The sequence below is a fragment of the Prauserella halophila genome, assembly GCF_024171895.1.
Classification (GTDB): domain Bacteria; phylum Actinomycetota; class Actinomycetes; order Mycobacteriales; family Pseudonocardiaceae; genus Prauserella; species Prauserella halophila.
Genome location: NZ_JAMTCQ010000008.1, coordinates 1,038,892 through 1,062,324, shown reverse-complemented (window position 1 = coordinate 1,062,324; position 23,433 = coordinate 1,038,892). Strand labels below are relative to the sequence as shown.

The window sequence follows — 23,433 nt, the reverse complement described above, 5'->3', positions numbered from 1 at the left end:
TCATCACCTCGCTTGAACGCACTTGGCGTACAGGTCCAGCAGTCGCCCGTCCGGGTCGTAGCGGTGCTTCAGGGCGTGGTACATCGTTCCTTCGTCCCCTCCGTACAACCGCCAGAAGGTGTCCCGGTCGTAGAAACTCTCCGAGTACAGGGATTTCCGTCCTCCGAGCTCGGTAACCACGTTCTCGACGCGCCGGTTGTGCGAGCCACGGGACTCGCCGGGTGCGAGCGGGACCGTGCCCCAGAACCCGAAGTTGACGTACAGCTCGCGGGGGTCGAGCTCGTAGAGCGGCCAGCGGCGGGAATCCCGGCCTGCGAGCGGGCAGATCCAGACGGGACTGATCGGGATCTCCCGGTGCAGAAAGGCGAGGAACTTCTCCGCGTGGCCGACCGGCACCTCGATGTCCTGCATCACCGCTTCTCGTGGCGGCCTGCCGAGGAACCGGTCGACGCGGGCCAGCAGGCCGTGGCGCCGTTCGAACCCGACGACCTTCCAGTACACATCGGATCGCAGCAACGTCGGGCCTGCCAGCAGCCGGACGAGCCGATGCTGTGCTCCGAGCGCGCGTGAACACCAGAACCAGTCGGTGTCCCAGCGCCACAGGTAGTCGCGGACGGGCAGGTGGTCGACGGTCTTCTCCCTGATGGACCGGTAGTAGACGTCCAGCCAGGTGTAGTCGCTGACCTCGGCGGGCTTGCCGGTGAACGAGGCGAGTGTCAGGTACAGCTCGGCAGGGCCGAACACCGTGCCGTCGACGAAGTCCGCCTCGTTGTCACGGCACGCGCGGGTGAGGCGGTCGAAATAGCGGCTCGGGTCGGAGAACCGCAGATGTTCCAGTCGCACGTACGGGCGTACGGGCGTGAGTTCGATGCGCAGCCTGAGTGCGTAGCCCAAGGTGCCGTAGGAGTTGGGGAAGCCGAAGAACAGCTCCCGGTGCTCGCCGTCCGGTGTGGCCGTCACGACGTCCCCGTTGCCGGTGAGGATGTCCATGTCGAGCACCGATTCGTGCGGCATGCCCTCGCGGAAGGACGAGGACTCGATGCCGAGTCCGGTGACCGCGCCGCCGAGCGTGATCGTCTTGAGCTGCGGCACGACGAGCGGCATCAGCCCGTGCGGCAGCGTGGCGTCGACGAGGCGTTCGTAGGTGACCATGCCTTCGACGTCGGCGGTGCGGGACTCGGGGTCGACCGACAGCACGTGGTCGAAGGCCGACACGTCGAGTCCCGTGGCCGCCTGAGCACGGGGACGGAACAGGTTCGACGTGCGTTTGGCCAGCCGCACCGGCGCGTCCGAGGGCAGTGCCGCCAGGTCTTCGCGCAGCGCCGCCACACGCCGGGCGTATCCACTGTGGGTGGCGTGCCCGGCGTTCCCTGCGTGTCCGGACCCGGTCGGATCGGCGGCACTGCTGGAATGCATACCCCGATCATGGCCCCGAACATCGTGGCCTGCCAGTGCGCGTCATGCGCTCGGAGGAACGGGGCGGCCACCGCAACACGCGTCCTGGCCACGGCCCCGCGCCGGCGACGGGTGGCGGTCGGCCCCCGGAATCCGCAACACGGCCTCCGGAATCCGCAACACGGCCCCCGGAATCCGCAACACGGGCTCCGGAATCCGCAACACGGGCTCCGGAACCTGCAACACGGCGGCGCGTGCTCGGGGTGCGGGTGGTCAGTCGGGTTTGCGGGCGACGCCTCCGAGGACGCGCGATTCCGACGGCGTGTGCGCGAACAGCGTGCCGGAGTCGGGGCGCCATGCGGGTGCGTAGACCAGGCCCGGGTCGACGAGTTCGAAATCGCCGAAGAACCGGGCGAACTCCTCGGTCGTGCGCAGCTGACCCGGGTTCGTCGTGTTCTCGTAGAAGTCGACGAGGTCGTCGAGGGCCTTGTGCTCGGACTCGCTCGCCGGGTTCTCGTTGGTCATCTGCGAGAGCACGAGCAGTGACCCCGGTGGCAGCTGCCTGCGGTAGAACTCGAGTATCCGGTCGGGGCAGGTCTCGTCCTTGAGGAAATGCAGCACGGCGTTGACCAGCATCGCGACGGGTTCGCCGCGGTCGATCAGGCCGGTGGCCATGACCCGCGACCACAGCTCGTCGGGCTGCATCACGTCTGCGGCGATCGCGATGTGCCGTGAGCTGTCGGCGCTGTCGGCCAGCAGCATTTCCGAGTGGGTGAGCGCGATCGGCTCGTTGTCGGTGTAGACGACGCGAGTGTCGTGCTGCGGCCGGGTCTCGTCGGCGACCTCGTGGACGTTGCCCACGGTCGGCAGGCCGGAACCCAGGTCGACGAACTGGCGGATGCCCGCCTCGGCCACGCACCAGCGGACGGTGCGGCCGAGAAACTGCCTGCTCGTCCTGCAGTACTCGCCGAGCTGCGGAACGCGCTCCCGTACCTTCTCGGCGAAGGCGCGGTCGATCGCGTAGTTGGTGACGCCGCCGATGAAGTAGTCGTAGATCCGGGCGGCGGACGGCTTGTCCAGGCTCTCCTCGATCGCGCGCAGCGCGTCGTCGGATTCTGCGCTCACGGTGCCTCCACGCTCACGGTGCCTCCAGCCGTCGCTTCCCTCGTGAGGGGGAATGATCGCATCCTGCGCAACGCCCCGGTGTGCCCGAAAGGTCCGTGCCGCGCTGCACCGCGTCGGTCCGCTCTGCTATCGTAGATCCGCGGCGGCGATCCGGCAGCCGTGCAGGAGATCGGGGATGGATGAACTGGGGGCCGGAATGATCCGCCGTGACCGGGAACTGCTCGTACACCTGTCCGCCGTGAACACGCGGCTCGGTGAGGCGGTCGTCGAACTGTGCACACACCAGGACGGCGGGCAACTGCCGGCCGACGGACTGCGTGCACTGGGAGAGCACCTGCAACACGTCGCCACGCGGCTGCTGACCCGCGCGTCCGAACTCGAGTCGGCCGCGCCGGCGACGGCCCTGGATCAGGAGCCGTGACCCAGCCGGGCGCGCACGGCGGAGGCCAGGTCGTCGGCCCAGGTCTCGAGGAGTTGCCGCCCCTCTTCGGCCGAGGCGTTCGCGGGATCGCCCAGCACGCCGTTCGAACTCACCGCGCCGACCCCGCCGCCGCGCAGCGCATCCAGCAGTTCGGGGAGCGGCGCGGTGACGCCTGCCACGGCGACGTCGAGGTGCACGTCGTCCGGTCGCAGCCGCAGCATCGCCGACGTCTCGGTGCGGCCCGCGTGGCTGTCGTCGGCCGGTCCCGACGGTGCCCACGCGAGGACCCGCCGTCCTTCGCCGTGCAGCAGCCGTACGGCAGCCTGCAGCGCCTCGGTGTTGCCGCCGTGGCCGTTGACGAACACGACCCCGCGGAACCGGTCGGCCGAGCGGCCCAGTTCGACGAGCAGGTGTTCCAGCGCGCGGGTACCGATCGACAGCGTGCCGGGGAACCCCGCGTGTTCGCCGCTCGCGCCGTACGGCACCGCGGGGGCGACGACGACGTCCGGCACCCGTGCGGCGAGCCTGCGGGCCAGGTCGGCCGCGATCGCCGTGTCCGTGTCCAGCGGCAGGTGCGGCCCGTGTTGTTCGGTCGCCCCGAGCGGCACGGCCAGTACCGATTCGCCGACCTCCGGCCAGCGGGCCCGGCCGAGCTCGGCGCCGGATTCGCGGTCGCCGTCGGCTACGGGGGAGCCGTCGGGTGCGGGACCGCCGTCGGCGCCGGTCACCGGCCCCGGCCCTGGGCGAACGGGCGCTCGGTGAACTGCGGGAGCAGCGGAGTGGCCGTCCGGTGCCGGACACACCCGGTCCACACGCCGGCGCCGTAGGCCACGTCGTCGGCGATGCGCAGTGCCAGCCGCCCCGGAGAGGCGGTCTGCGCGGCGAACGGCAGGTAGGCGGCCGCCAGTACCCGGCGGCCGTGCCTGCTCGGCAGCAGCACCGGCCACCACACCCGCCGGGAGGCGGCGGCCAGCAGCCTGCCGGCACCGAGCTGGCCACGGGCGGCGAGCCGGACGACCTCCGCGGGGGGCACGTCGCGCGTGGACGTCGACAGTCGCCGGGCCAGCAGCGCCGTCGCGCCCGCGGCCACGGCGGCTGCGGGCACGGGATGCCCCACGGCCGCCAGCGCCCAGGCGGCCGTCGTGACCGCGGACACCCGTGCCGGGGCGAGCCGTTCCGGATGCCGCTGCGACAGCGGGGCCGCCGACGTGCCGTAGTCGAACCGCTGCCGCAGCCACGCGCGCACCGTCGGGCGCGGTTCGTGCCGCACCACTGAGGCGGGCTCGTACCGCACCGCGCCGACGTCGAGGAGCCGCCACACGAGGTCGACGTCCTCGCCGTAGCGCAGCTGCTCGTCGAAGCCGTTCGCGGCCGTCAGCGCGCCGCGGCGGACCACGAGTGCCGCCGTCGGCACGTAGCTGACCTTGCTCATCGGGCGGACCGGGGCCGGCTTGGCACCGAGGTCCAAACTGGACTGTTCGAGTTCGTACTGCGCGAGCAGGCCGTCGCCTGCGGAGCTGCGCACGCGTGGTGCGACCGCGATCACCGACGGGTCGCTGAAGTGGGGCAGCAGCGCGTCCAGCCAGCCCGGTTCGGGCACGGTGTCGGCGTCGAGGAAGGCCACGAACTCCGTGGCCGCGCTGCGGCTTCCCGAATTGCGGGCCGCGGCCGGACCGCGAGGTGCCTCGTGGCGCACGTCGGCGCCGGGAACGGGCTCGGCCGAGCCGTCGTCGACGACGACGTGCCCGCCGCATTCGGCCGTGGCTTCGCGCAGCCGCCGCATCCGGGTCGCGTCGTCCTTCACCGGCACGACCACGGTGACGTCGGCCGGTGACGGCCCGGCCGGCGGTTTCGGATGGAGAATGCCCGCGTCGACGAGCTTGCGCGCGAGCCGCAACTGGCCGGGCGATTCGGTGAGCGGTTCGCCGGAGGTCCACCGGTCCAGCATCCGCGTGCCCGCGGAGCCGAGCCGCACCAGGCGCAACGGGGAACCGCCGATCACGACGGCGCCCGTGCGGCGCGCGGCGACGTCCAGCGTGAACTGCGTGCCGGGCTTCACGGCCGGAACCCGCCGTCCGCGTGCACGACGGTGCCCGTGATCGCCGAGGACTCCGGTGAGCACAGGAACGCCACGACTGCGGCCACCTCGTCCGGGTCGAGGAGTCGCTGGTGGAGCTGGTGGCTCGCGAACTCGTCCATACTCCCCAGATCGTAGAGGTGTGCGGTCGCGGCGAGGAGGTCGGTGCGGGTCGAGCCGGGCGAGACGGCGGTGGCGCATACGCCCGTGCCACTCAGGTCCGCAGCCAGGCCCTTGATCAGCCCGACGACGGCGTGTTTGGCCGCGTTGTACCCGGCCAGGTGCCACAGTCCGTGATGGGCGGCCGAGGACGCGAGCGCGACGAACCGTCCGTGCGGCGATCGCAACAGCGCGGGCACGGCTGCTCTCGCCAGGTTCGCCACGCCGGTGACGCCCGTGTCGAACAGCGCGGACCATTCGGCATCGCTCGTTTCCCACAGGGGCGTGCCGCCCGCCATCACCGCGGCGCACGCGACTGCGGCGTCGAGGCCGCCGAACTCGGCCTCCGCGACGGCGACGGCCGAGCGCAGCGCGTCGGCGTCGCGTACGTCCGCCACGACGTCGAAGACGGCACCCGGGAACTCACCGGCCACAGTGGCCAGTTGCTCCCGGGTGCCGAGAGGGTAGGCGACGTCGGGAAGCGCGTCGGGGTCACCGCCGGGTTCGGCGGCCACGTCGACCGCGACGACCCGCCAGCCCGCCGAGGCGAGCCTGCGGACCACCGCGGCGCCGATCCCGCGCGCCGCCCCGGTCACCAGCGCGACCGCCACGCCGGGTCACATACCCCGTGTGAAGCCGTCCGGCACGACCACGTCGCTCGGATCCAGGTCGTGCACCGACCTCTTCCCGAGCCCGTACAGCGTGCTGTCGATGCCCTGGCGGAAAATCTCCAGCACGTTGTGCACGCCGCGTTCGCCGCCCGCGGCCAGGCCCCACAGGTAGGCACGGCCGATCAGCACGGCGTTGGCACCCAGGGCAAGGGCCTTGACGACGTCGCTGCCGCGCCGGATGCCGCCGTCCAGCAGCACCTCGATCTGCCCGCTGACCGCGCCGGCCACGCCGGGGAGCGTGCGGATCGTGGCGGGTGTCGAGTCGAGGTTGTTGCCGCCGTGGTTGGACACCGAGATCGCGCTCGCTCCGATGTCCACGGCGCGTTTCGCATCGTCGGGGCGGTAGATCCCCTTGACTACGAACGGACCGTCCCACTGGCTGCGCAGCCACGCCAGGTCGTCCCAGGACGGGGGAGGTGTGCCCATCCACTCGCCGTAGGCGCCGAAGAACGGCGGGCCCTTCTCGCCCTTGCCGACGATGTTCGGGGTCGTCAGGTCCGGCAGCGAGCCCGAGCGCAGGTACGTGGCGAGCCAGCCGGGCCGCGTCAGGACCTGCGGCGCGAACTTGACGGCCGTCTTCAGGTCGACCTTCTCGGGAATGGGTGGCGAGCCCCAGTCGCGGGCGGTCGCGAACACCCAGTCCAGCGTGACGATGAGCGCCTTCGCGCCTGCCCGCTTGGCACGTTCCATGCGCGCGAGCATGTCGTCGCGGCTGCCCTGCCAGTACACCTGGAAGTGTGTGTTGTCGTTGACCGCGGCGACCTCTTCGATGGGCTTGGAGGCGAACGAGCTCAGCCCGATCCCCGTGCCCGACTGTGCCGCGCCCTTGGCGACCGCCACCTCGCCGTCCGGGTGCACCGCCTGCACGCCGGTGGGCGAGACGATCACCGGCAGGGAGAGATCGGAGCCGAGGACCCGCGTCGCCTGCTCCCGTTCGGCGGGCAGGTCGGCGATCCGGGGCCGTAGGCCGAGTTCGGCGAACGACGCCGTGTTGTCGGCCAGCGTTCCGCCGGCCTCGGAACCCGCGTGCAGCGCCAGGAACACCGGTTTCGGCAGCCGCTTGCGCGCGCGCTCACGCGCCTCGGCGACGGTTTCGAACCAGTCCTTCGTGCTCGCCATCAGCGCATCTCCTTCGGGGCAGGCATACCCGCCAGCGGGCTGGTGTCACAGGCACGGTCGGGCAGGCGCTCCGGTTCGGGCGGGCCCCAGCCGATCGCGACCGGCACGCCCGTCTGCTTCTTCTTGCCGGGGCGGGAGTGGTCCTTGTCCGGCGTCGGTTTCGGCGCGCCCGCTCCGACGAGTTCGAGGGCCCGCTCGCCGTTGCCCTTGACGCACTCGGGATCCGGGCCTTCCAGGGGAAGTCCGGTGAAGAACTTCGCCGCCATGCAGCCGCCCCGGCACGTGTCGAACGCCGAACACGAACTGCACGCCCCGCCGGTCTGCGGTTCGCGCAGGCGGGTGAACAGGCCGGATTCCCGCCACACGGACGTGAAACCGCCCTCGTCGCGCACGTTGCCCCCACGGAACTCCTCGTGGATGGCGAACGGGCAGGCGTAGACGTCGCCGACCGGGTCGATCAGGCACACCACGCGTCCCGCACCGCACAGGTTCAGCCCCGGCAGCGGCGTCGAGCCCAGCGCGTTGAGGTGGAAGAACGAGTCGCCGGTGAGCACGTTGTCGCCGTGGGCGACGAGCCAGTCGTAGAGTTCGAGCTGCTGCTCCGGCAACGGGTGCAGCTCGTCCCAGGTGTCCGCGCCGCGCCCGGACGGACGCAACCGGGTGATCCGCAGCTGGGCGTCGAACTCGTCGGCGATGCGCTTGAACTCGTCGAGCTGGCCGATGTTGTGGCGGGTCATGACCACGCTGATCTTGAACCCCGTGAAACCGGCGTCGCGCAGGTTGCGCATCGCGGTCATGGTCGTCTCGAACGAGCCGTCACCGCGGACCGGGTCGTTGACCTCGGGGGTGGCGCCGTCGAGTGACAGTTGCACGTCCACGTAGTCGGATTCGGCCAGCCACTGCGCGCGTTCCGGCGTGATCCGTACCCCGTTGGTGGAGAACTTCACGCCGACCTGGTGGGCGACGGCGTATTCGACGATCTCCCAGAAATCCGAGCGGATGGTCGGCTCGCCACCGCCGATGTTGATGTAGAACACCTGCAGCCGTTGCAGGTCGTCGATGACCGCCTTGCATTCCTCTGTGGACAGTTCACGGGGATCGCGGCGGCCGGAGGAGGACAGGCAGTGCACGCACGAGAGATTGCAGGCGTAGGTCAGTTCCCACGTCAGGCAGATCGGTGCGTCGAGTCCGTGCTGGAAATGCTCGACGAGTTTCATGAGTCCTGGTCACCTCTGGCTTCGATCGTGCCCGCGGAGGCGAGCCCCGCGAGGGCGTCGAGGTACTGGTCGTGTTCACCGTCGGGTACCTCGGCCGACCGCAGTGCCGCGTGTGCATCCGGCGCCGCTTCCAGCGCGTGCACGACGTCGACGAGCAGTCGGGTCTTCAGGAAGGAGAGTTTCCGCGTGGTGAAGTCGTAGACGAGCGCCCCGAACGGTTCCGGCCGCAGAGCGACACTCGGGGAGAGCCGGTACGGCCGGTCCGGGGCGAATGCCTCAGTAGACACCGCACATTCCGTCGATGGAGACCTCCTCGACGAGCAGGTCTTCCTCGACGTCGGCCTCGGCCGTGGTGACAGTCGTGTTCTCGGGCATGGCAGGCTACCTTTCACGTCGTTGTGTGGTACAGCACACCCGACGGTAATGACACCGGGTGTCAAATGGAAGGGGGTCGAGTGAGCACCGCGGCAAGTTCGCCCGGACGGCCGGGTCGGCGCCCTTCGACCAGTCAGGTCGAACTGGAGAAGGTCGCGTTCCGGCTGTTCGACCGCGACGGCTTCGACGCCACCACCGTCGACGACATCGCCACAGCCGCGGGCATCGGCAGGCGCACGTTCTTCCGGTACTTCGACTCGAAGAACGACGTCGTGTGGGGCGCGTTCACCGAGCAGCTCGACCAGATGCGAGCAGGATTCTGTGCGCGGCCGGACAACGAACCGCTCATGGAATCGCTGCGCGCGGTCGTCGTGGAGTTCAACCGTGTCGCACCCGGCGAGACCGAACGGCATCGCAGACGCCTCGAGCTGATCCTGCGCGTGCCCGCGCTGCAGGCGCATTCGACCCTGCGCTATGCCGACTGGCGCGCCGTCGTCGCCGAATTCGCCGCCGACCGGCTCGGCGAGGAGACCGGCGGGCTGCGGCCGCAGGCGATCGCCCACGCCGCGCTCGGCACCGCACTCGCCGCGTACGAACACTGGCTCGGCCGTCCGGGCAGCGATCTGTGCGCCGTGCTGGACACCGCCTTCACCGACCTCGCTCGCGGATTCGGCGGGGCCGGCGAGGGTGCGGCCTCCGGACGGGGCGCTGATTCCGCGGCGGGCGCAGACTTCGGAGAGGAGACGCGAGGCAGCTGACCGAGACGTCCGACCGGCGCGGCCGTACCGTCCGCCGGGCCTCGCACGCTCCGCACTCCCGCATGCCCCGCACGTCTCGCAGTCGCTGCCGAGTCCGCGGAGCGGTCGCGTTCGTCACAGCGACATATCGGTCAATCGGTCACGATTCTCTCCGTTCACCCGGAGGAGGGGACAAGATCGTTTCGATGTCGGCCACCGGTTCGGTGGCACGGCCAGGCTGACGGCATGGCCAAGCAACCCACTTCCCGAACCCGAACGCACCGGCCCCGGCTGCGTGCGCTGCTCGCCGTGGTCACCGGCGCGGCCCTGCTGGCACAGCCCGGCATCGCCGCGGCCGAAGGGCCGGAGCGATCCGGTGGTCCGGCCCCGGCCGACCAGCGGCCCGGCGATCCCGGCACGACCACGTTCGACGTCTTCAGCGACATCCAGGGACACATCGACGACTGGGACGCCGTGCTCACCGACGCCGAGCAGGCCGCGCCCGGATCGGCCGCCACGGTGATCAACGGCGACATCGTCGATCGCGGCTATGCCGAGGAGTACGCCGAGGTCCGCGAGACCATGGACGCACACGATCGGGACCAGCCGCTGCTGACCTCGTTCGGCAATCACGAGGCCTACGCGCCCGCCTGGTGCGACCAGCAGACCCTGTGCCAGTCCGGCTGGCCGAACGGCTTCACCCCCGAGGACCTCTACGGCACCTACTTCGACTTCGCCGGAACCGACAAGGTCTACGGCGAGCGCGTCGTGAACGGTGTCCCGCTGATCGGCATCGGACCCGACAAACTGATGTGGTGGGAGGACTCGAACCTCGACGATCACGTTCACATCGGCGAGCAGCAGATGGAGTGGTTCCGGGACCGGGTGGAAGCCCGTGGCCGCAGTGGCGAACCGTTCTTCGTCTTCACGCACTATCCGCTGTCGGACACGGTGACCCGGTCGGACGGTGACGCGGGCCGTTACCACCTGATGGAAGAGCAGATCCGCGAAGTTCTCGGCGACTATCCCCAGGCCGTGCTGTTCACCTCCCACACCCACGCGGACATCGGCCAGGACTGGTGGGCCGAGCGGGTCCAGGTTCCCGGCGGCCACCCGGACGGCTTCACGGCCGTGGACACCGGCGCGGTGCTGAACCGGCAGTACATCCAGGTCACGACCGGCCACGACGGTGCCGTCGTCCGTGCACGCGATGCGCGCGACGGCAGCGTGATCAACGAGCTGACCGTGCCGAAGGCGCAACAGGGCGCCGGGCGGACCACGCTCATACTGGACACCCCGGTGGAGGCCGTGGCGCCGGGACGGCAGGTGGACGTCACGGCGACTCTCGCCCGGCTCGGCAACGGCGCGCTCGGCGGCGCGACCGTCGAACTCGAACTGCCGGACGGCTGGGAGGTGGAAACGGGCACGACGCGCTCCGTCGGTCCCGTCAAACCGGGACAGCGCGAGCGGCAGACCTGGACGTTGCGGGCGCCGGAGACGTCCGGGGACGCGGGCGTCGGCGTCGTCGCACGGGACCGGGCGGGCCGGGAGGTCGCCGCGGCGTCCCTGGACGTGGAAGTCGCCACGGCCCCGAGCGGCGAGACACGCGTCTCCGACCTGCCGTTTCTCGCCGAGAGCAACACCCACGGTCCGGTCGAGCGTGACCGCACCAACGGCGGACCGGCGCCGGCCGACCGCGGAGCGATCGCGATCGATGGTGAGACCTACGAGCACGGCCTCGGCATGCTCGCCCCGGCTTCGGCCACGGTCTACGCGGGTGGCCGGTGTTCGCGGTTGACGGCGGAGGCCGGGCTGGACGACAACATCCCGCAGGGGTCGCAGCGGCGTCCGCTCCCCGGTGACGATTTCGGGGATGTCGAGTTCGTCGTCGAGGCCGACGGCGAGGAGGTCTACCGCAGCGGGGTGGTCCGGCAGGGCGAGGCAGCGGTGACGGTGGACGCGGCGATCGTCGGTGCCGACACCGTGCGGTTGATCGCCGAGGACGCCGACGGTTCGTCCTCCTGGGACTACGCCGACTGGGGTGAAGCGAGTCTGACCTGCGCAGGCTGAGTCACACCGGCAGAACCGGGTGAGCGGGCCCGGCCGACAGGACGTGAGCCGGCCCGGTTCCCCTGCCGCGACAGCGGTGGCGGGGACCGGGCCGGCTCATTCCGTGGCAACGACGCCCGCCGCCGCGGTGGTGCCGCGGGGACCAGAAGGACTCCATCATCGCCTTGTCGTAGCAGTCGCCGCTGCTGCCCATCGAGGGAACGAGTCCCTCGCGGTCAGGGGTGACGGTTGGGGGCACGTTTGGCACTCCGGCCAGGCGAGTAGCGCCGTCAGAACCACGCCACCCCTCCATAGGAACGTTGGAGCTGCGCGCCGTCACATGATCGTTACGACGTTCACGAGCTTGAGTCCGTCTTGAGGAGGACAGAATCCGTTGCGGGACGGCGGATCCGCTGAACGGAGCACCACGGGTACGGACATCGGCGGCTTGCGGACGCATTGCGGTTCTGGATTTCTCGTGCAGACCCATGCTGTGACGTGATCTCGGCTACACGACGCGTCTGGGCGTGACAGGGTCGGCGAAGCCACTGAAGTTTGCCACCGTTTTCGCTGGTCATCGTCGGGAATCGGGCCGGTCCGAGTCGATAACGGGTATCGGGCACTGCTGGAAGGTCCGGTATTGATCATTCCTGCGATCTCCCCTAACGTCCCGGCGCGTTTTGGTCTGTTCATCCGCTTCATCCACTTCGTGTATCGCACTGGATGAGTTCGATCAGCGCCGGGCCGATCGCGGCTCGGCAGACTGCGAGGGGTCTTCATGCAATCTGGGGGGTCGTTCCGCGGCATCCGCCTGTTCGCGATGACGGTTGTGTTCGCGCTGGCCGTCGGATCGGTGCCGTCCTTGTCTGGCCCGGATCTCGCCAGTTCTGCTGACCTGCCGGAACAGCATCAGGGAAGTGCCGCAGACCGCGGACACGAGGTTTCCGCGGAGGAGACCAGCGAACGGGCGGGTCTGGCCGACGCGAGTCATAACGCTGAACCGGCCAATAACGGTCTCGGACCGGATGAACGGCGGAAGCAACCAGTGGTGGATGGTTCCGGCCAGGCCGAGACGGGCGTTGAGGTGCAGGAGACCGAGCCAGAGCGGACACGTCGGGCCAGCTCGCCTTCGCCGGACGCGACTCCGGAGAAGCGCGGCCCCCGGCACGCGGTCTTCGACAACGGTGACGGCACCAAGACGCTGCGTCAGTACCAACATCGCCGGAACTACCGAGCGGAAGACGGCAAGTGGAAGAAGATCGACTCCACACTGGTGCGCGGGAATGGTGGCGGCTGGAAGTCGAAGGCGGACTCGGAAACGAAGCGTTTCGCGCCGTCGGCTAATGCTTCCGAGGTCGCGCGGTTCAACGTCGACACCGACAAGTCCGTGGGTTTCGGCGTTGCTGGAGCGCGGGACGTGCAGGGCGACGCGTCCGGGCAGAGCATTACCTACCCGGATGTGCGTGCTGGGGCGGATCTCGAGATGCGCGCCACCGCCACGGGGATCAAGGAAACGATCGTGCTCGAATCCCCGGATGCGCCGACGGAGTGGAAGTTCCCGCTGGAGCTCGAAGGTCTGACCGCCCGCATGACCGACCACGGCGGGGTGGAACTGGCCGACGGCGACGGTGCGGTTGAGGCGGTGATCCCGCCGGGTTACATGGAGGATTCGGCGGTCGATGAACGCTCCGGCGACGGCGCCGTCTCGCACGACGTCAACTACGAGCTCTCCGGAGAGCCCGGTAGCCAGGTCCTGCATGTGTCGGCTGACCAGGAGTGGCTCAACGATCCGGCCCGCGAGTACCCGGTGTCGGTTGATCCGACGGTGGTTCGTAAGGACTCGAACGGGTCCACCTATGTTATGTCGCCGTACACCGACGACTACTCCGGCGAGCCGAACTTGAAGGTGGGGACATACAACGGCGGAGACAACGTGGCCGCCGCGTTCCTGAAGTTCGACAAGGTCTCGACCGACCTGTCCGGAATGTACGTACTGGGCGCCCGGCTGAATGTGTACAACACCTATTCGTACTCGTGCGACCCGCGGCCCGTGTGGGTCCGCACGGTGACCGAACCGTGGTCTGTCAGTGGCAACAAGTCGTGGCCGGGACCAGCGGCCGGTGAGCGTCTCGCTCGCAAGGATTTTGCCCACGGGCGGGATGGCTGCGGATCACGGTGGGTGAATATCGACCTCGGCACCGCCGGACGTGACCTGGTACACGGATGGGCACGTGGTGGACCGAATTTCGGCTTGCGGCTCGGCTCTTCTTACACGGACTCGTACGGTTGGAAGAAGTTCGCCAGCGCCGCATCGGCCAACCCTCCGGCGCTGGACGTGACCTATACGCCCTACTGGGCGCTGTACCGGAATCTGCAGATGACGGACACCGTCACCAGCACCGATGACGGAACGATGCAGGTCACGGTCACCAACGATGGCAAGGACACCTGGACACCCGACAACGGGTACGAACTCGGCTACCGGATCTGGGACGGCGACGGGAACGAGCTGCCATACCAGGAGTGGGCAGCGTTCACGAAGATGTCCAAGAGGGTCGAGCCGGGACAGTCCGCGACGGTTGATGCGCGGGTGAAGTCCTTACCACCGGGCGATTACACGATTCGCTGGGACATGGCCAAGCGGGGAGAGACCCGATTCTCGTGGAACGACGTGCCGATGTCGGCAAAGGTGAAGCTCACCATCCCGAACCAGGTTCCCGAGGTCGAGTCGATGTCGCCGCCGAGCGACTACGACGCGGGTTCACTCACCCCCACTCTGTTGCTGGAAGGACAGGACAGGGACGACTGGCCGGGGGATGGCCTGCAGTACGAGTTCCGGATTTGTGACGAGGGCGGGGACAACTGCACGTCCTCCGGCTGGCTCGACGAGGGAGTCTGGTCCGTCCCGGACGACACCCTGTCTTGGGGGAAAACCTATTCGTGGCAAGGCCGGATCACCGATGGCAAGGACTCCAGCCGCTGGACGCGTGCTGCCTACCTGAACACCAGAGTGGCGCAACCGGCGATCACCAGCAGGCTGGCGTCGGCATCCGACGCCGACAGCGACGTTGATCCCGGGGTGGGCAACTACACCAGAGCCGACACCGATGCGGAAGTGAGTACCGCCGGTCCGGCGTTGTCGGTGCGCCGCACCTACAACAGCCTGGATCCGCGTGGTGATCTGGTGTTCGGCTCGGGCTGGACCACCCGCTGGGACATGCGGGTGGTACCGGACGACGACGGCTCCGGAAACGTGGTGGTGACCTATCCGGACGGACGGCAGGTGCGTTACGGGCAGAACCCGGACGGAAGCTATGCCACCCCGGCCGGTGAGTCGGCTACCCTGGTAACCGACTCCGGGGACTGGGTACTCCGCGCGAAGGGCGGAACGACCTACCGGTTCGATGAGTCCGGTCACCTGACCAGGATCACTGATGCTGCCGGGCGCAACCAGAAACTCGACTACGACGATTCGGGACAGCTGAGCAGGGCCACCGACGAGGCTTCAGGCCGGTACCTGGACTTCAGCTTCTCGGATGGGCACGTCACGGGGGTCACCACTGGACCGGAGCCCGCGGCGACGTGGAGTTACGAGTACACCGGCGATCGTCTCGTATCCGCATGCGACCCGACCGGTGTGTGCACCAGCTACGGCTACGAGCAGGGTGGGCAGTATCGCCCGACCACACTGGATGCCAATCCGCACGGATACTGGCGGCTTGCCGAGACGTCCGGTGAGACCGCGGACAGCGAACAACCGGGATACTGGTCCGATCGGACCGCGGACTACTCGGACGTAGAACTGGGACGCGAGGGGCCGCTCACGGACGTTCCCTCTCGCGCGGCTGAGTTCAACGGCACGTCCAGCTACGTGAAGCTGCACGGAAACCCGGTCCACGACTCCGAGTACCGCGCGGTGGAACTCTGGTTCAACACCAGCGCCGACCAAGGCGGCGTGCTGTTCTCCCAGGGCAATTTCCGCCCTGGCGACGAGATCGGCGAAACCGGGTCGACTCCGGTGCTGTATGTGGGCACCGATGGCAAGCTGTACGGGCATTTCTGGAACGGGAATGTCGCCGGGATATCGACCAGCGACGCGGTCAACGACGGTCAGTGGCACCATGTCGTGCTCTCCAGCGAGCCGGATTCGCAGACCCTGTACCTGGACGGGCAGAAGGTGGGTTCGCAGGACGGACGCGTCCGGGACTACTACGGGAATGCCTACATCGGCGCCGGCGTCGTGACGACCTTGGACTGGCCTGCTCGTCCGGAACACAGCTGGGGCAATTTCAGCGGGCGGATCGGCGAGGTCGCCGTCTACCAGCGTCCTCTCGGTCCCACCACGGTGGCTGAACACCACGCGGCGCGGGCCGCTACGGACCGCCTGACGTCGGTGACCGAGTCCGGTGATGTGCGCAAGGCGAGCATCAGCTACGACAACGCCACCTCGCGCGTGACGGAGTACACCGACGCCAATGGCGGGACGCACCAGATCGGCATGCCGCGCGTCGAGGGGGACGGCCATCGATTCGGCGAATCGGTGACTCGGTCGGGACCGGACGCGTACTGGCGGCTGGACGAATCGAGCGGTGACCGGGCGGGGGGAAAACCGGAGCTGCGCCGGGCCAGCTATTACGCCAAGGTTGGCACGCGCGTGTCGGGACCACTGCCCGACTCGTCGGCACGGCAGTTCGACGGGGAGAAAGCCAAGGTCACACTGCCGATGCACGCGGCCAGTGCCAACAACGAGATGTCTGTTGAGCTGTGGTTCAAGACCAGCTCGGATGAGGGCGGCGTACTGTTCTCCCAGGGCAACTTTCGCCCTGGCGACGAGATCAGCGAAACCGGGTCGACTCCGGCTCTGTATGTGGGCACCGATGGCAAGCTGTACGGGCATTTCTGGAACGGTGAAGTGTCCGGAATCGCCAGTTCGGACGCCGTCAATGACGGCCAGTGGCACCACGTAACGCTGTCGGCCACGAGGAACCAGCAGACGCTGTACCTGGATGGCGCGAAAGTGGGTAGTGAGTCCGGGCAGATCCAGACACGCTACTTGCATGCCTACGTCGGAGCCGGTGTGGTGACAACTGCTGGCTGGCCGGAGCGGCCCTCGGACGCCTGGGGGCACTTCGACGGGGCGATCAGTCAGGTCGCCCTGTATCAACGGCCGGTCTCGGCGGATGAGGTCAGCACCCACTACACCGCCCGGGGCGGTCGCGCGGACTACCGGAACGCGGTACGGGACAGCGGCCCGCTCGCCCTGTGGGGATTGGAAGAGAAGTCGTCCGCACTCAGAGCGGAATCGGATCCGGCGCTCTCCCACGGTGCCTATCACAATGTGGGTCGCGACGCCGTGCCTGCGATGAACTCGGCAGGAGCCGCACAATTCAACGGAGCGGACTCCTACGTCCGTCTTCCGGACGGGCTGGTGCAGAACCGCACCCGTACGTCCCTCGAGTTGTGGTTCAAGACCAGCTCCGACGGCGGCGGCGTCCTGCTGTCCAATGCGGACTCGTTGCCCGGGGATACGGAAACCCCCGGCGCGATGCCCATCCTCTATGTCGGAACAGACGGCAGGCTGTACGGGCATCTCTGGAACGATAAGGCGAAAGGGATCGTTACCGACGAGACGGTCAACGACGGCGAGTGGCATCACGTCGCGCTCACCGCGAACCTGGACTGGCAGTGGCTGTACCTGGACGGCAACGAGGTCGGGCGCCAGAAGGGCGAGATCGACAGCAGGCGGCGGCACCACTTCGTCGGCACCGGCAAGATGACCCAGGGGCCGGACTGGCCGGCGCGTCCGGACGAAGCATGGTCCTACTTCGACGGGTCGATCGGCGAGGTCGCCATGTACCGTCGCGCGCTGAGCTCGGCCGAGGTATCCAAGCACTACGCCGCCAGTGTGGCCGCGCACAGTGTGGAGGTGACCGATCCCGCCGGGAATGTCACGCGTCGAACCTACGATCCGACACGTGGCGGCAGACTGGTGTCCCGGACGGATCCGGGTGGCGGAACCACGGTGTACAGCTACGACGCCGGCGGGTTCGTGCGCACCATCAGCGACGAGAACGGCCACGTGACCCGATTGCGGCACGATGAACGGGGCAACCGGCTGTCCCGCACTCGTTGCCGCACGGACAACACCGAAGCGTGTTACACCGCCTACTGGTCGTACTTCCTGAACGAGGACGATCCGCTCGACCCGCGCAACGACAAGGTCACCGAGTTCCGGGATGCGCGGTCGGCCGGACAGGGCGACGGGCGGTATCTCACCACCTACAGCTACACGAGCACCGGGCAGATCACGGAGATCAAGTCTCCCGACGCCAGCAATGGTGCACAGCTGTCGCAAACCCGAACCTATACCGACGGCACGGAATCAGCACCGGATGGCGGAACCCAGCCGCCCGGACTGTTGGCCACAATGACGGATCCGAAGGGCGGAGAGACCAGCTACGCCTACAACAGCGCGGGAGACCGGGTATCCGAGACCGACCCCGTGGGCTTGGTTACCGAGTACAGCCACGACGGGCTCGGCCGGGTGACACAGGAATCGGTCGTGGCCGCCAGCTCCGGGCAGACGACGCGGACCACGTTCGACTACGACGCGGCCGGCCGCATACTGTCCGAGACAGATCCGCAGGTGACCAATCCCATCACCAATGAGCCGCACCAACGGCGCTTGGTGAACAACTACAACGCGCATGGGCGACTGGCGTCCTCGACCGTCGAGGACATCGCTGGAGATGATCCGTCTCGTACCACGAAGTACGGCTATGACGAGCTGGGGCGACGAAACACGGTCACCGACCCGGAAGGCGGTACCGAGCAGGTTACCCACGACCAGTTCGGCGAGGTGCAGCGGCGGACCACCAAGGCCGGAACGGTGTTCAGTTATACCTACACTGCCGACGGACACCGCTTGGCGACCACAACCGTCCATGACTTCACCGGGGACGGCGGAACCGGGCGTGACGTGGTCCTTGAATCCCGTGCCTACGACCCGGCGGGAAGACTCGCCGAGGTGACCGACGCGATGGGTAACACCACCGCGTACACCTATTACAACGACGGATTGAAGGCCACGGAGCATCTTGTCGGCTACGAGGATCCGGACACCGGCGAGACCCGCGACCTGCTGCTGAGCAGCTATGCCTACACCGGGCACGGCAAGGTCACCAAGGAAACGCGGGGACAGGGCCGATACTCCACGGTGACCGAGTACGACCCGGGCGGTCGTGCCTACCGGACTACCGACTATGACGGGGATGAGGAGCTGCGCTCCACGCGTACCCGGTTCACCGAACTGGGCAACCCGTCCAGGGTGATCGAGCGGAACGCGGCCGGCGATCAGCTGACGAGGACGGACTATGCCTACGATGCCGTGGGCGAGACGATCCGGGAGACCGTCCATCCGGGCGGCGGCGAAACCCTGGTTACCACGACGCAGCGGGACGAACGTGGCCTGCTGGTCAGCGTCACCGATCCACGCGGTACCGCGGAGGGAGCGGACCCGGCGAAGTTCACCACAGAGTACGAGTACGACCGGCTCGGACGCGAGATCAGTGCGACCGGTCCTGCTGTGCAAGTGGAGTCGAACGGTGAACAACCGTCGACCTCGCGGCCGGTGAGCAAGACCGGATACAACACGTTCGGTGATGTTGTCGCCGAGCAAGACCCGAACGGCGATGTCACGCGCCACGGTTTCGACCGAGCCGGACGGCAGACCAGCACGACACGCCCGTCGTATACTCCTCCGGGCGCCGATCAGCCGATCACCGCCACGACCACGGCGTCGTACGACGCCGCCGGGCGGGTGTCCAGTGGAACTGACGAAGCCGGGCACACCACGAAGTTCGAGTACGACGAGCTGGGCAACCAGCGCAAGAAGATCGATCCGTCCTTGTCCGGCGACGGATCAGGCGGGGTCACGACCGCGACGTATACGGCGACCGGCTGGCAACTGTCCGTGCGGGATGCGAACGGCGCGCGCACGCACGCCACCTACGATCAGCTGGGTCGCAAGATCACCGAGTCCGTGGTGGAACGCGAGCCTTCTCCGGAGCAGGCACTCACCACGAGGTTCCGCTACGACGATCTGGGCAATCTGGCGACGAGGACCGACCCTGCGGGCCGGGCAACCACCCTGGTGCACAACGACCAAGGCGATCCGGTGTCGATGACCGACGCCGCTGGTACGGAAATCACCGCACAGTACGACGCTGCCGGGCGTCCGGTGGAGGTGAGCGATCCGGCGACGGCAACCACTCGCTTCTCCTACGACAACGCCGGCCGGGTTACGTCGGAGTCCGATGTGGCTTCGGACGGCGAAGTGTTGGCCACCCGAAGCTTCGGCTATGACCGTGCGGGCAACCGGACCGAGAGCACCAACGAGCTCGGGCACACCACGACTCGGGAGTTCGACGCGTACGACCAGCTGCGCGCGGTGACTCGCCCGGTGGACGGGGACACCTCGATCACCAGGAGCTACGGCTACGACGCTGCGGGGAACCTGACCCGCGCCACCGACGGCAACGGCAACGCCACGGTGTTCACGGCCAACTCGTGGGGTCTGACCGAGTCGACGATCGAACCGGCCACCGAGCAGACACCGGACCAGGCCGATCGCACCTACACCGTCGCCTACACCGAGCGCGGCAACGTGTCGAGCCTGTCCAAGCCGGGTGGCGTGACGATCAACAACTCGTACGACCCGATGGGCAATCTGGTGAGCCAAACGGCCACCGGCGCGAAGGCCGCCACCGCGGATCGGGAGTTCACCTACGACGAGACGGGGCGGATGCTGAGCGCTTCGGCCCCGGCCGGGGAGAACACGTATGAGTACGACGACCGTGGCAATGTGGTCGCGGCACACGGTCCGTCCGGCTCTACCGAGTTCTCCTGGGATGACGGCGGGCAGCTGACCAAGGCGGTCACCGATGCGGGGACCGTGGAGTACGGCTACGACGCCGCGGGCAGGCTGGCTTCGGCGGCGGATCCGGTGTCCGGGACCACCGCCTCCTACGGCTACGACGAGGCGGGTCGGATATCGACCGTGGATTACGGGGACGGCGCGTCCCGCTCGTACGAGTACGACGAGTCGGGGCGGCTGCTCGGGGACACGGTCACCGACGGCGGTGGAAGCCAGATCGGGTCGATCTCGTACGGGTACGGTCCGGCGGGCCGGCTCGCCTCGAAGACCACGACCGGCGTGGCCGGGGCGGCGGAGAATACCTACACCTACGACCGGGCAGGCAGGCTCGGTTCGTGGAGTGATGGGTCCTCCACGACGAACTACGAGTGGGACGCTGCCGGGAACCTGGTTCAGCGTGGTGATGAGTCGGCCACCTACAACGCGCGAAACCAGCTGCTGTCCTTCGGGGACACGTCGTACTCGTACACCGCGCGCGGCACGCTGTCCTCTCGCACACAGGGCGGGCAGACGACCGACGTGGTGTTCAACGCCTTCGACGAGCTGGTCTCGGACGGTGGCACGAGCTACTCGTACGACGCGTTGAACCGGCTCGTGAACGCCGGCGAGCGTCAGCTGTCGTATGTGGGTAAGAGCCTGGACATCGCCTCGGACGGGTCGAGCAGTTACACCTACACGCCGGGCGGTGACTCGCTGGGTGCCGCTGGTGGGATCGCGTGGTCGGATCGGCACACGGATCTGGTCGGGGTGCTTGATCCGGCTGAGGGGAGTCTGGCGGGTTCGCGGAGTTTCGGTCCGTTCGGTGCGGTGACCGCGTCCGGCGGGGCGCAGCCGGATGTGGGGTTTCAGGGCCAGTTCACCGATGCGGGCTCGGGCAACGTGAGTATGGGCTCGCGGTGGTATCGGCCGGGGACGGGTGCGTTCGCCTCGCGGGACACGGCGGCCCTGGACCCGCGGGATGGGGGGAATGCGAATCGGTATGCCTATGCGGGTGGGGATCCGATGGCGCGGGTCGATCCGCGTGGGTACTTCTGGAGCGAGATCTGGGACGGGGTCGTCGAGGTGACCAAGGAGATGTCCGGTTACAACGATTTCATGGGCTGCGTTGGTGGTTCGTGGGGTTCGTGCGGGTCGTTCGCTGTCGGGTTCACGCCGGTCGGCAAGATCGCGAAGGGGGTCAAGGCCGGCTATCGCGGTGCGCGGAAGGTCGTCGGGGGTGGTAAGGCCGGTTCTGTCGGTCAGTCGTCGAGGCGCCATGTCGGGGCGGGTAAGACGGCGAAGCCGTCGCCGAAGCGGTCGTCGAAGCCGTCGTCGAAGCGGCCGTCGAAGCGGTCGTTCCGGCGTGATAGTGGGCGCGTGGTGCGGTCCGGGGCGCGGTCGGTGGTGCGCCGCTCGGCGGTTGTGGGTGTGCGTGGTGTGGTCTCGTCGGGTGGTTCGGCTGCCTCGCGGGCGGCTGCGGCGGCTGCGGCGCGGGAGGCGGCGCGGGTGGCGGCGCGGCGGGCGCGGGTGCGTCGGGCGGCGTTGACGCCGGCGGCGGCTCCGCCGAAGTCGGTGGCGATCTCGCCGGGGGTGCAGCGGCATCTGGATCGGTTGCGGAACAAGCCGACGATCGATCTGGGTGTTGTCGGGGGGAGGGCGGCCTCGGGTAAGACGGCGCCGCGGTTCGTGCCGGACAGTGTGGGGGGTGCTGCGCGCGTGTCGGTGTCGGCCGGTCCGGCTCGGTCGGGGTCGTCGGTGCCGTCGGTGGGGCCGCCGAGTCCGGATGCGGGGTTGCCCTCGGCCGTGCCGAAGCGGGGCACGGGCTCGGTGTGTCGGCCGAACAGTTTCGTGCCGGGGACCGAGGTGGAGTTGGCTGATGGGTCGCGCCGGCCGATCGAGGAGGTGCAGCGCGGCGACCGGGTGCTGGCCACGGATCCGGAGTCGGGTGAGCAGGGCCCGCGTGAGGTGACCGAGGTGATCACCGGTTCGGGACGCAAGAGCCTGGTGACACTCACCGTGGACACGGACGGGCCCGCCGGTGACGAGACGGGCAGTGTCACCGCCACGGAGGGGCATCCGTTCTGGATCGACGATGAGGGCCGGTGGCTGGCGGCCTCGCAGATCGAACCCGGCGACCTGCTGCGCACCGCCCAGGGCGAGCGGGTGCGGGTGGTGGACACGGACACCACCCAGCGGACCCAACGAGTCCACAACCTCACCGTGGACGGCATCCACACCTACCACGTGGAGGCGGACACCCTCGCCCTCCTCGTCCACAACACCGGGCCCGGATGCGAACCGGGTGCGGGGATCCCATCCAGCGTGGCCGAAGGTGCTCCCCTGAAGGAGCACCGCCGCCTCCAGAAGAAATACGGGAAGGCGGCTACACGCGAACTCCCTGACGGCAGAATCCGGTACTATCGCAAACTCCGCCCTGCGAATAACCCTGGCGAGATGGCAGGAATGAGAAAGGTTCGCGAATGGGATCCGGTGCGGGATATCAAACGGACGTGGATGGAGACGGTGGACCATAGTGGGAAGATCCGACAGGTGCGGCCCGATTTTGATGGCCGTGAGGGGCCTCATTACCGGTTTGACGAGCTAGGAAGGTTGGTGGGGTCATGGTGAGTGTCCCGAGTCGGGATGAAGTGCGGCAGGCGATCGTGGACTTGCTGGAAGGGCGCCGGTCCCGGGAGGAGGTCGATCGCTGGGCGGCGCCGTGGGCTACGTTGGATGATCTTCCGGAGATAGACGATGAGCTTGTGTGGGATACTTTGGACTGGCTTTTTGGGTGTGCGACAATAGATCCGTCTAATCTGGCTAATAACGGCTATCTTTTTGGTGAAGCGGATTTTCGTGCGTGGTTGGAGGAGTTTGATGCGGCGGTGGCGCGTGGGGAGTAGGTGAGGCGCACGGGTCTGCGCCGTCGGCTGGACGCTTCGTGACCGTCCTGGAATAGAACAGGGTTTGCACATTGTCGCGTGAATTCTTCGAAGGGCGCGAGGTTGAGGTCATTAGGTTATTTGATCCTGACATAGATCAATGGGTGCTAGAATTTCACGATTCTCTTCAAAATAAGAGGGGTCAGAATCTTGCGATATGCGTCCCAGAAGGGGGCGAGTGGTCGGATGCGGTCTTGAGTATTGATCCCCAAACTCCCGATGTTCCTATCCG

14 protein-coding genes are annotated in these 23,433 nt (G+C 68.2%); 5 read left to right on the top strand and 9 right to left on the bottom strand.

All coding sequences use genetic code 11. The annotated features are described in order from the left end of the window. Positions 1-3: 3 nt before the first annotated feature. Entirely contained in the window at positions 4-1,416 is a 1,413-nt protein-coding gene (locus LY41_RS05130) for an FAD-binding oxidoreductase (RefSeq protein WP_253862627.1), read from the bottom strand. A gap of 252 nt (positions 1,417-1,668) precedes the next feature. Then, positions 1,669-2,520: an SAM-dependent methyltransferase gene (locus tag LY41_RS05125; RefSeq protein WP_253862626.1), complete on the bottom strand. Its 852-nt coding sequence runs from the start codon at positions 2,518-2,520 to the stop codon at positions 1,669-1,671. A 175-nt stretch (positions 2,521-2,695) separates the two neighbouring features. Between LY41_RS05125 and LY41_RS05120 the strand changes: the two genes are divergently transcribed. Beyond that, the gene (locus LY41_RS05120) at positions 2,696-2,941 is read left to right on the top strand and encodes a hypothetical protein (protein WP_253862625.1); all 246 of its coding nucleotides are present in this window, start codon (positions 2,696-2,698) and stop codon (positions 2,939-2,941) included. Here LY41_RS05120 and mftE read toward each other — a convergent pair. Genes mftE through mftA form a run of 7 tightly spaced genes read right to left on the bottom strand, consistent with a single transcriptional unit; the run spans position 2,929 to position 8,559 of the window. Next, positions 2,929-3,669 (bottom strand): mycofactocin biosynthesis peptidyl-dipeptidase MftE, encoded by a 741-nt coding sequence (mftE, locus tag LY41_RS05115; RefSeq protein ID WP_308292204.1) that lies wholly within the window; start codon positions 3,667-3,669, stop codon positions 2,929-2,931. The two genes, LY41_RS05120 and mftE, sit on opposite strands and share 13 nt — an antisense overlap. Further along, a complete protein-coding gene (gene mftF, locus LY41_RS05110; RefSeq protein WP_253862624.1) occupies positions 3,666-5,000 on the bottom strand; it encodes a mycofactocin biosynthesis glycosyltransferase MftF in 1,335 nt (444 codons plus the stop codon). Before mftF ends, mftE begins: the two co-directional genes overlap by 4 nt. Further along, complete coding sequence (locus tag LY41_RS05105) at positions 4,997-5,788, bottom strand: mycofactocin-coupled SDR family oxidoreductase (protein ID WP_253862623.1); 792 nt, start codon at positions 5,786-5,788, stop codon at positions 4,997-4,999. Before LY41_RS05105 ends, mftF begins: the two co-directional genes overlap by 4 nt. A gap of 6 nt (positions 5,789-5,794) precedes the next feature. Next, on the bottom strand, positions 5,795-6,967 hold the full coding sequence (gene mftD / locus LY41_RS05100) for a pre-mycofactocin synthase MftD (RefSeq protein ID WP_253862622.1): 1,173 nt from the start codon (positions 6,965-6,967) through the stop codon (positions 5,795-5,797). Next, on the bottom strand, positions 6,967-8,184 hold the full coding sequence (gene mftC / locus LY41_RS05095; RefSeq protein ID WP_253862621.1) for a mycofactocin radical SAM maturase: 1,218 nt from the start codon (positions 8,182-8,184) through the stop codon (positions 6,967-6,969). Before mftC ends, mftD begins: the two co-directional genes overlap by 1 nt. Continuing rightward, a complete protein-coding gene (mftB, locus tag LY41_RS05090) occupies positions 8,181-8,471 on the bottom strand; it encodes a mycofactocin biosynthesis chaperone MftB (RefSeq protein ID WP_253862620.1) in 291 nt (96 codons plus the stop codon). The genes mftC and mftB overlap by 4 nt, the downstream gene beginning before the upstream one ends. Further along, on the bottom strand, positions 8,461-8,559 hold the full coding sequence (gene mftA, locus LY41_RS05085; protein WP_253862619.1) for a mycofactocin precursor MftA: 99 nt from the start codon (positions 8,557-8,559) through the stop codon (positions 8,461-8,463). Before mftA ends, mftB begins: the two co-directional genes overlap by 11 nt. Positions 8,560-8,624: 65 nt before the next feature. On the opposite strand from mftA, the gene mftR reads away from it, so the two are divergent. From mftR to LY41_RS05065, 4 genes are all read left to right on the top strand, one after another. Continuing rightward, entirely contained in the window at positions 8,625-9,317 is a 693-nt protein-coding gene (gene mftR / locus LY41_RS05080) for a mycofactocin system transcriptional regulator MftR (RefSeq protein ID WP_372493093.1), read from the top strand. Between the two features lie 225 nt (positions 9,318-9,542). Then, positions 9,543-11,366 (top strand): NPCBM/NEW2 domain-containing protein, encoded by a 1,824-nt coding sequence (locus LY41_RS05075; RefSeq protein ID WP_253862617.1) that lies wholly within the window; start codon positions 9,543-9,545, stop codon positions 11,364-11,366. Between the two features lie 1,027 nt (positions 11,367-12,393). Further along, positions 12,394-22,887 carry a LamG-like jellyroll fold domain-containing protein gene (locus LY41_RS05070; RefSeq protein ID WP_253862616.1) on the top strand — a complete coding sequence of 3,498 codons (10,494 nt, stop codon included), beginning with the start codon at positions 12,394-12,396 and terminating at the stop codon, positions 22,885-22,887. Next, positions 22,881-23,162 (top strand): YxzC family protein, encoded by a 282-nt coding sequence (locus tag LY41_RS05065; RefSeq protein ID WP_253862615.1) that lies wholly within the window; start codon positions 22,881-22,883, stop codon positions 23,160-23,162. Before LY41_RS05070 ends, LY41_RS05065 begins: the two co-directional genes overlap by 7 nt. Positions 23,163-23,433: the final 271 nt, after the last annotated feature.

Coding starts and splice junctions, on each gene's coding strand:
- LY41_RS05130 (WP_253862627.1), bottom strand. CDS start 1,416: ATGCATTCCAGCAGTGCCGCCGATCCGACCGGGTCCGGACACGCAGGG.
- LY41_RS05120 (WP_253862625.1), top strand. CDS start 2,696: ATGGATGAACTGGGGGCCGGAATGATCCGCCGTGACCGGGAACTGCTC.
- mftD (WP_253862622.1), bottom strand. CDS start 6,967: ATGGCGAGCACGAAGGACTGGTTCGAAACCGTCGCCGAGGCGCGTGAG.
- mftC (WP_253862621.1), bottom strand. CDS start 8,184: ATGAAACTCGTCGAGCATTTCCAGCACGGACTCGACGCACCGATCTGC.
- mftA (WP_253862619.1), bottom strand. CDS start 8,559: ATGCCCGAGAACACGACTGTCACCACGGCCGAGGCCGACGTCGAGGAA.
- mftR (WP_372493093.1), top strand. CDS start 8,625: ATGGAAGGGGGTCGAGTGAGCACCGCGGCAAGTTCGCCCGGACGGCCG.
- LY41_RS05075 (WP_253862617.1), top strand. CDS start 9,543: ATGGCCAAGCAACCCACTTCCCGAACCCGAACGCACCGGCCCCGGCTG.
- LY41_RS05065 (WP_253862615.1), top strand. CDS start 22,881: ATGGTGAGTGTCCCGAGTCGGGATGAAGTGCGGCAGGCGATCGTGGAC.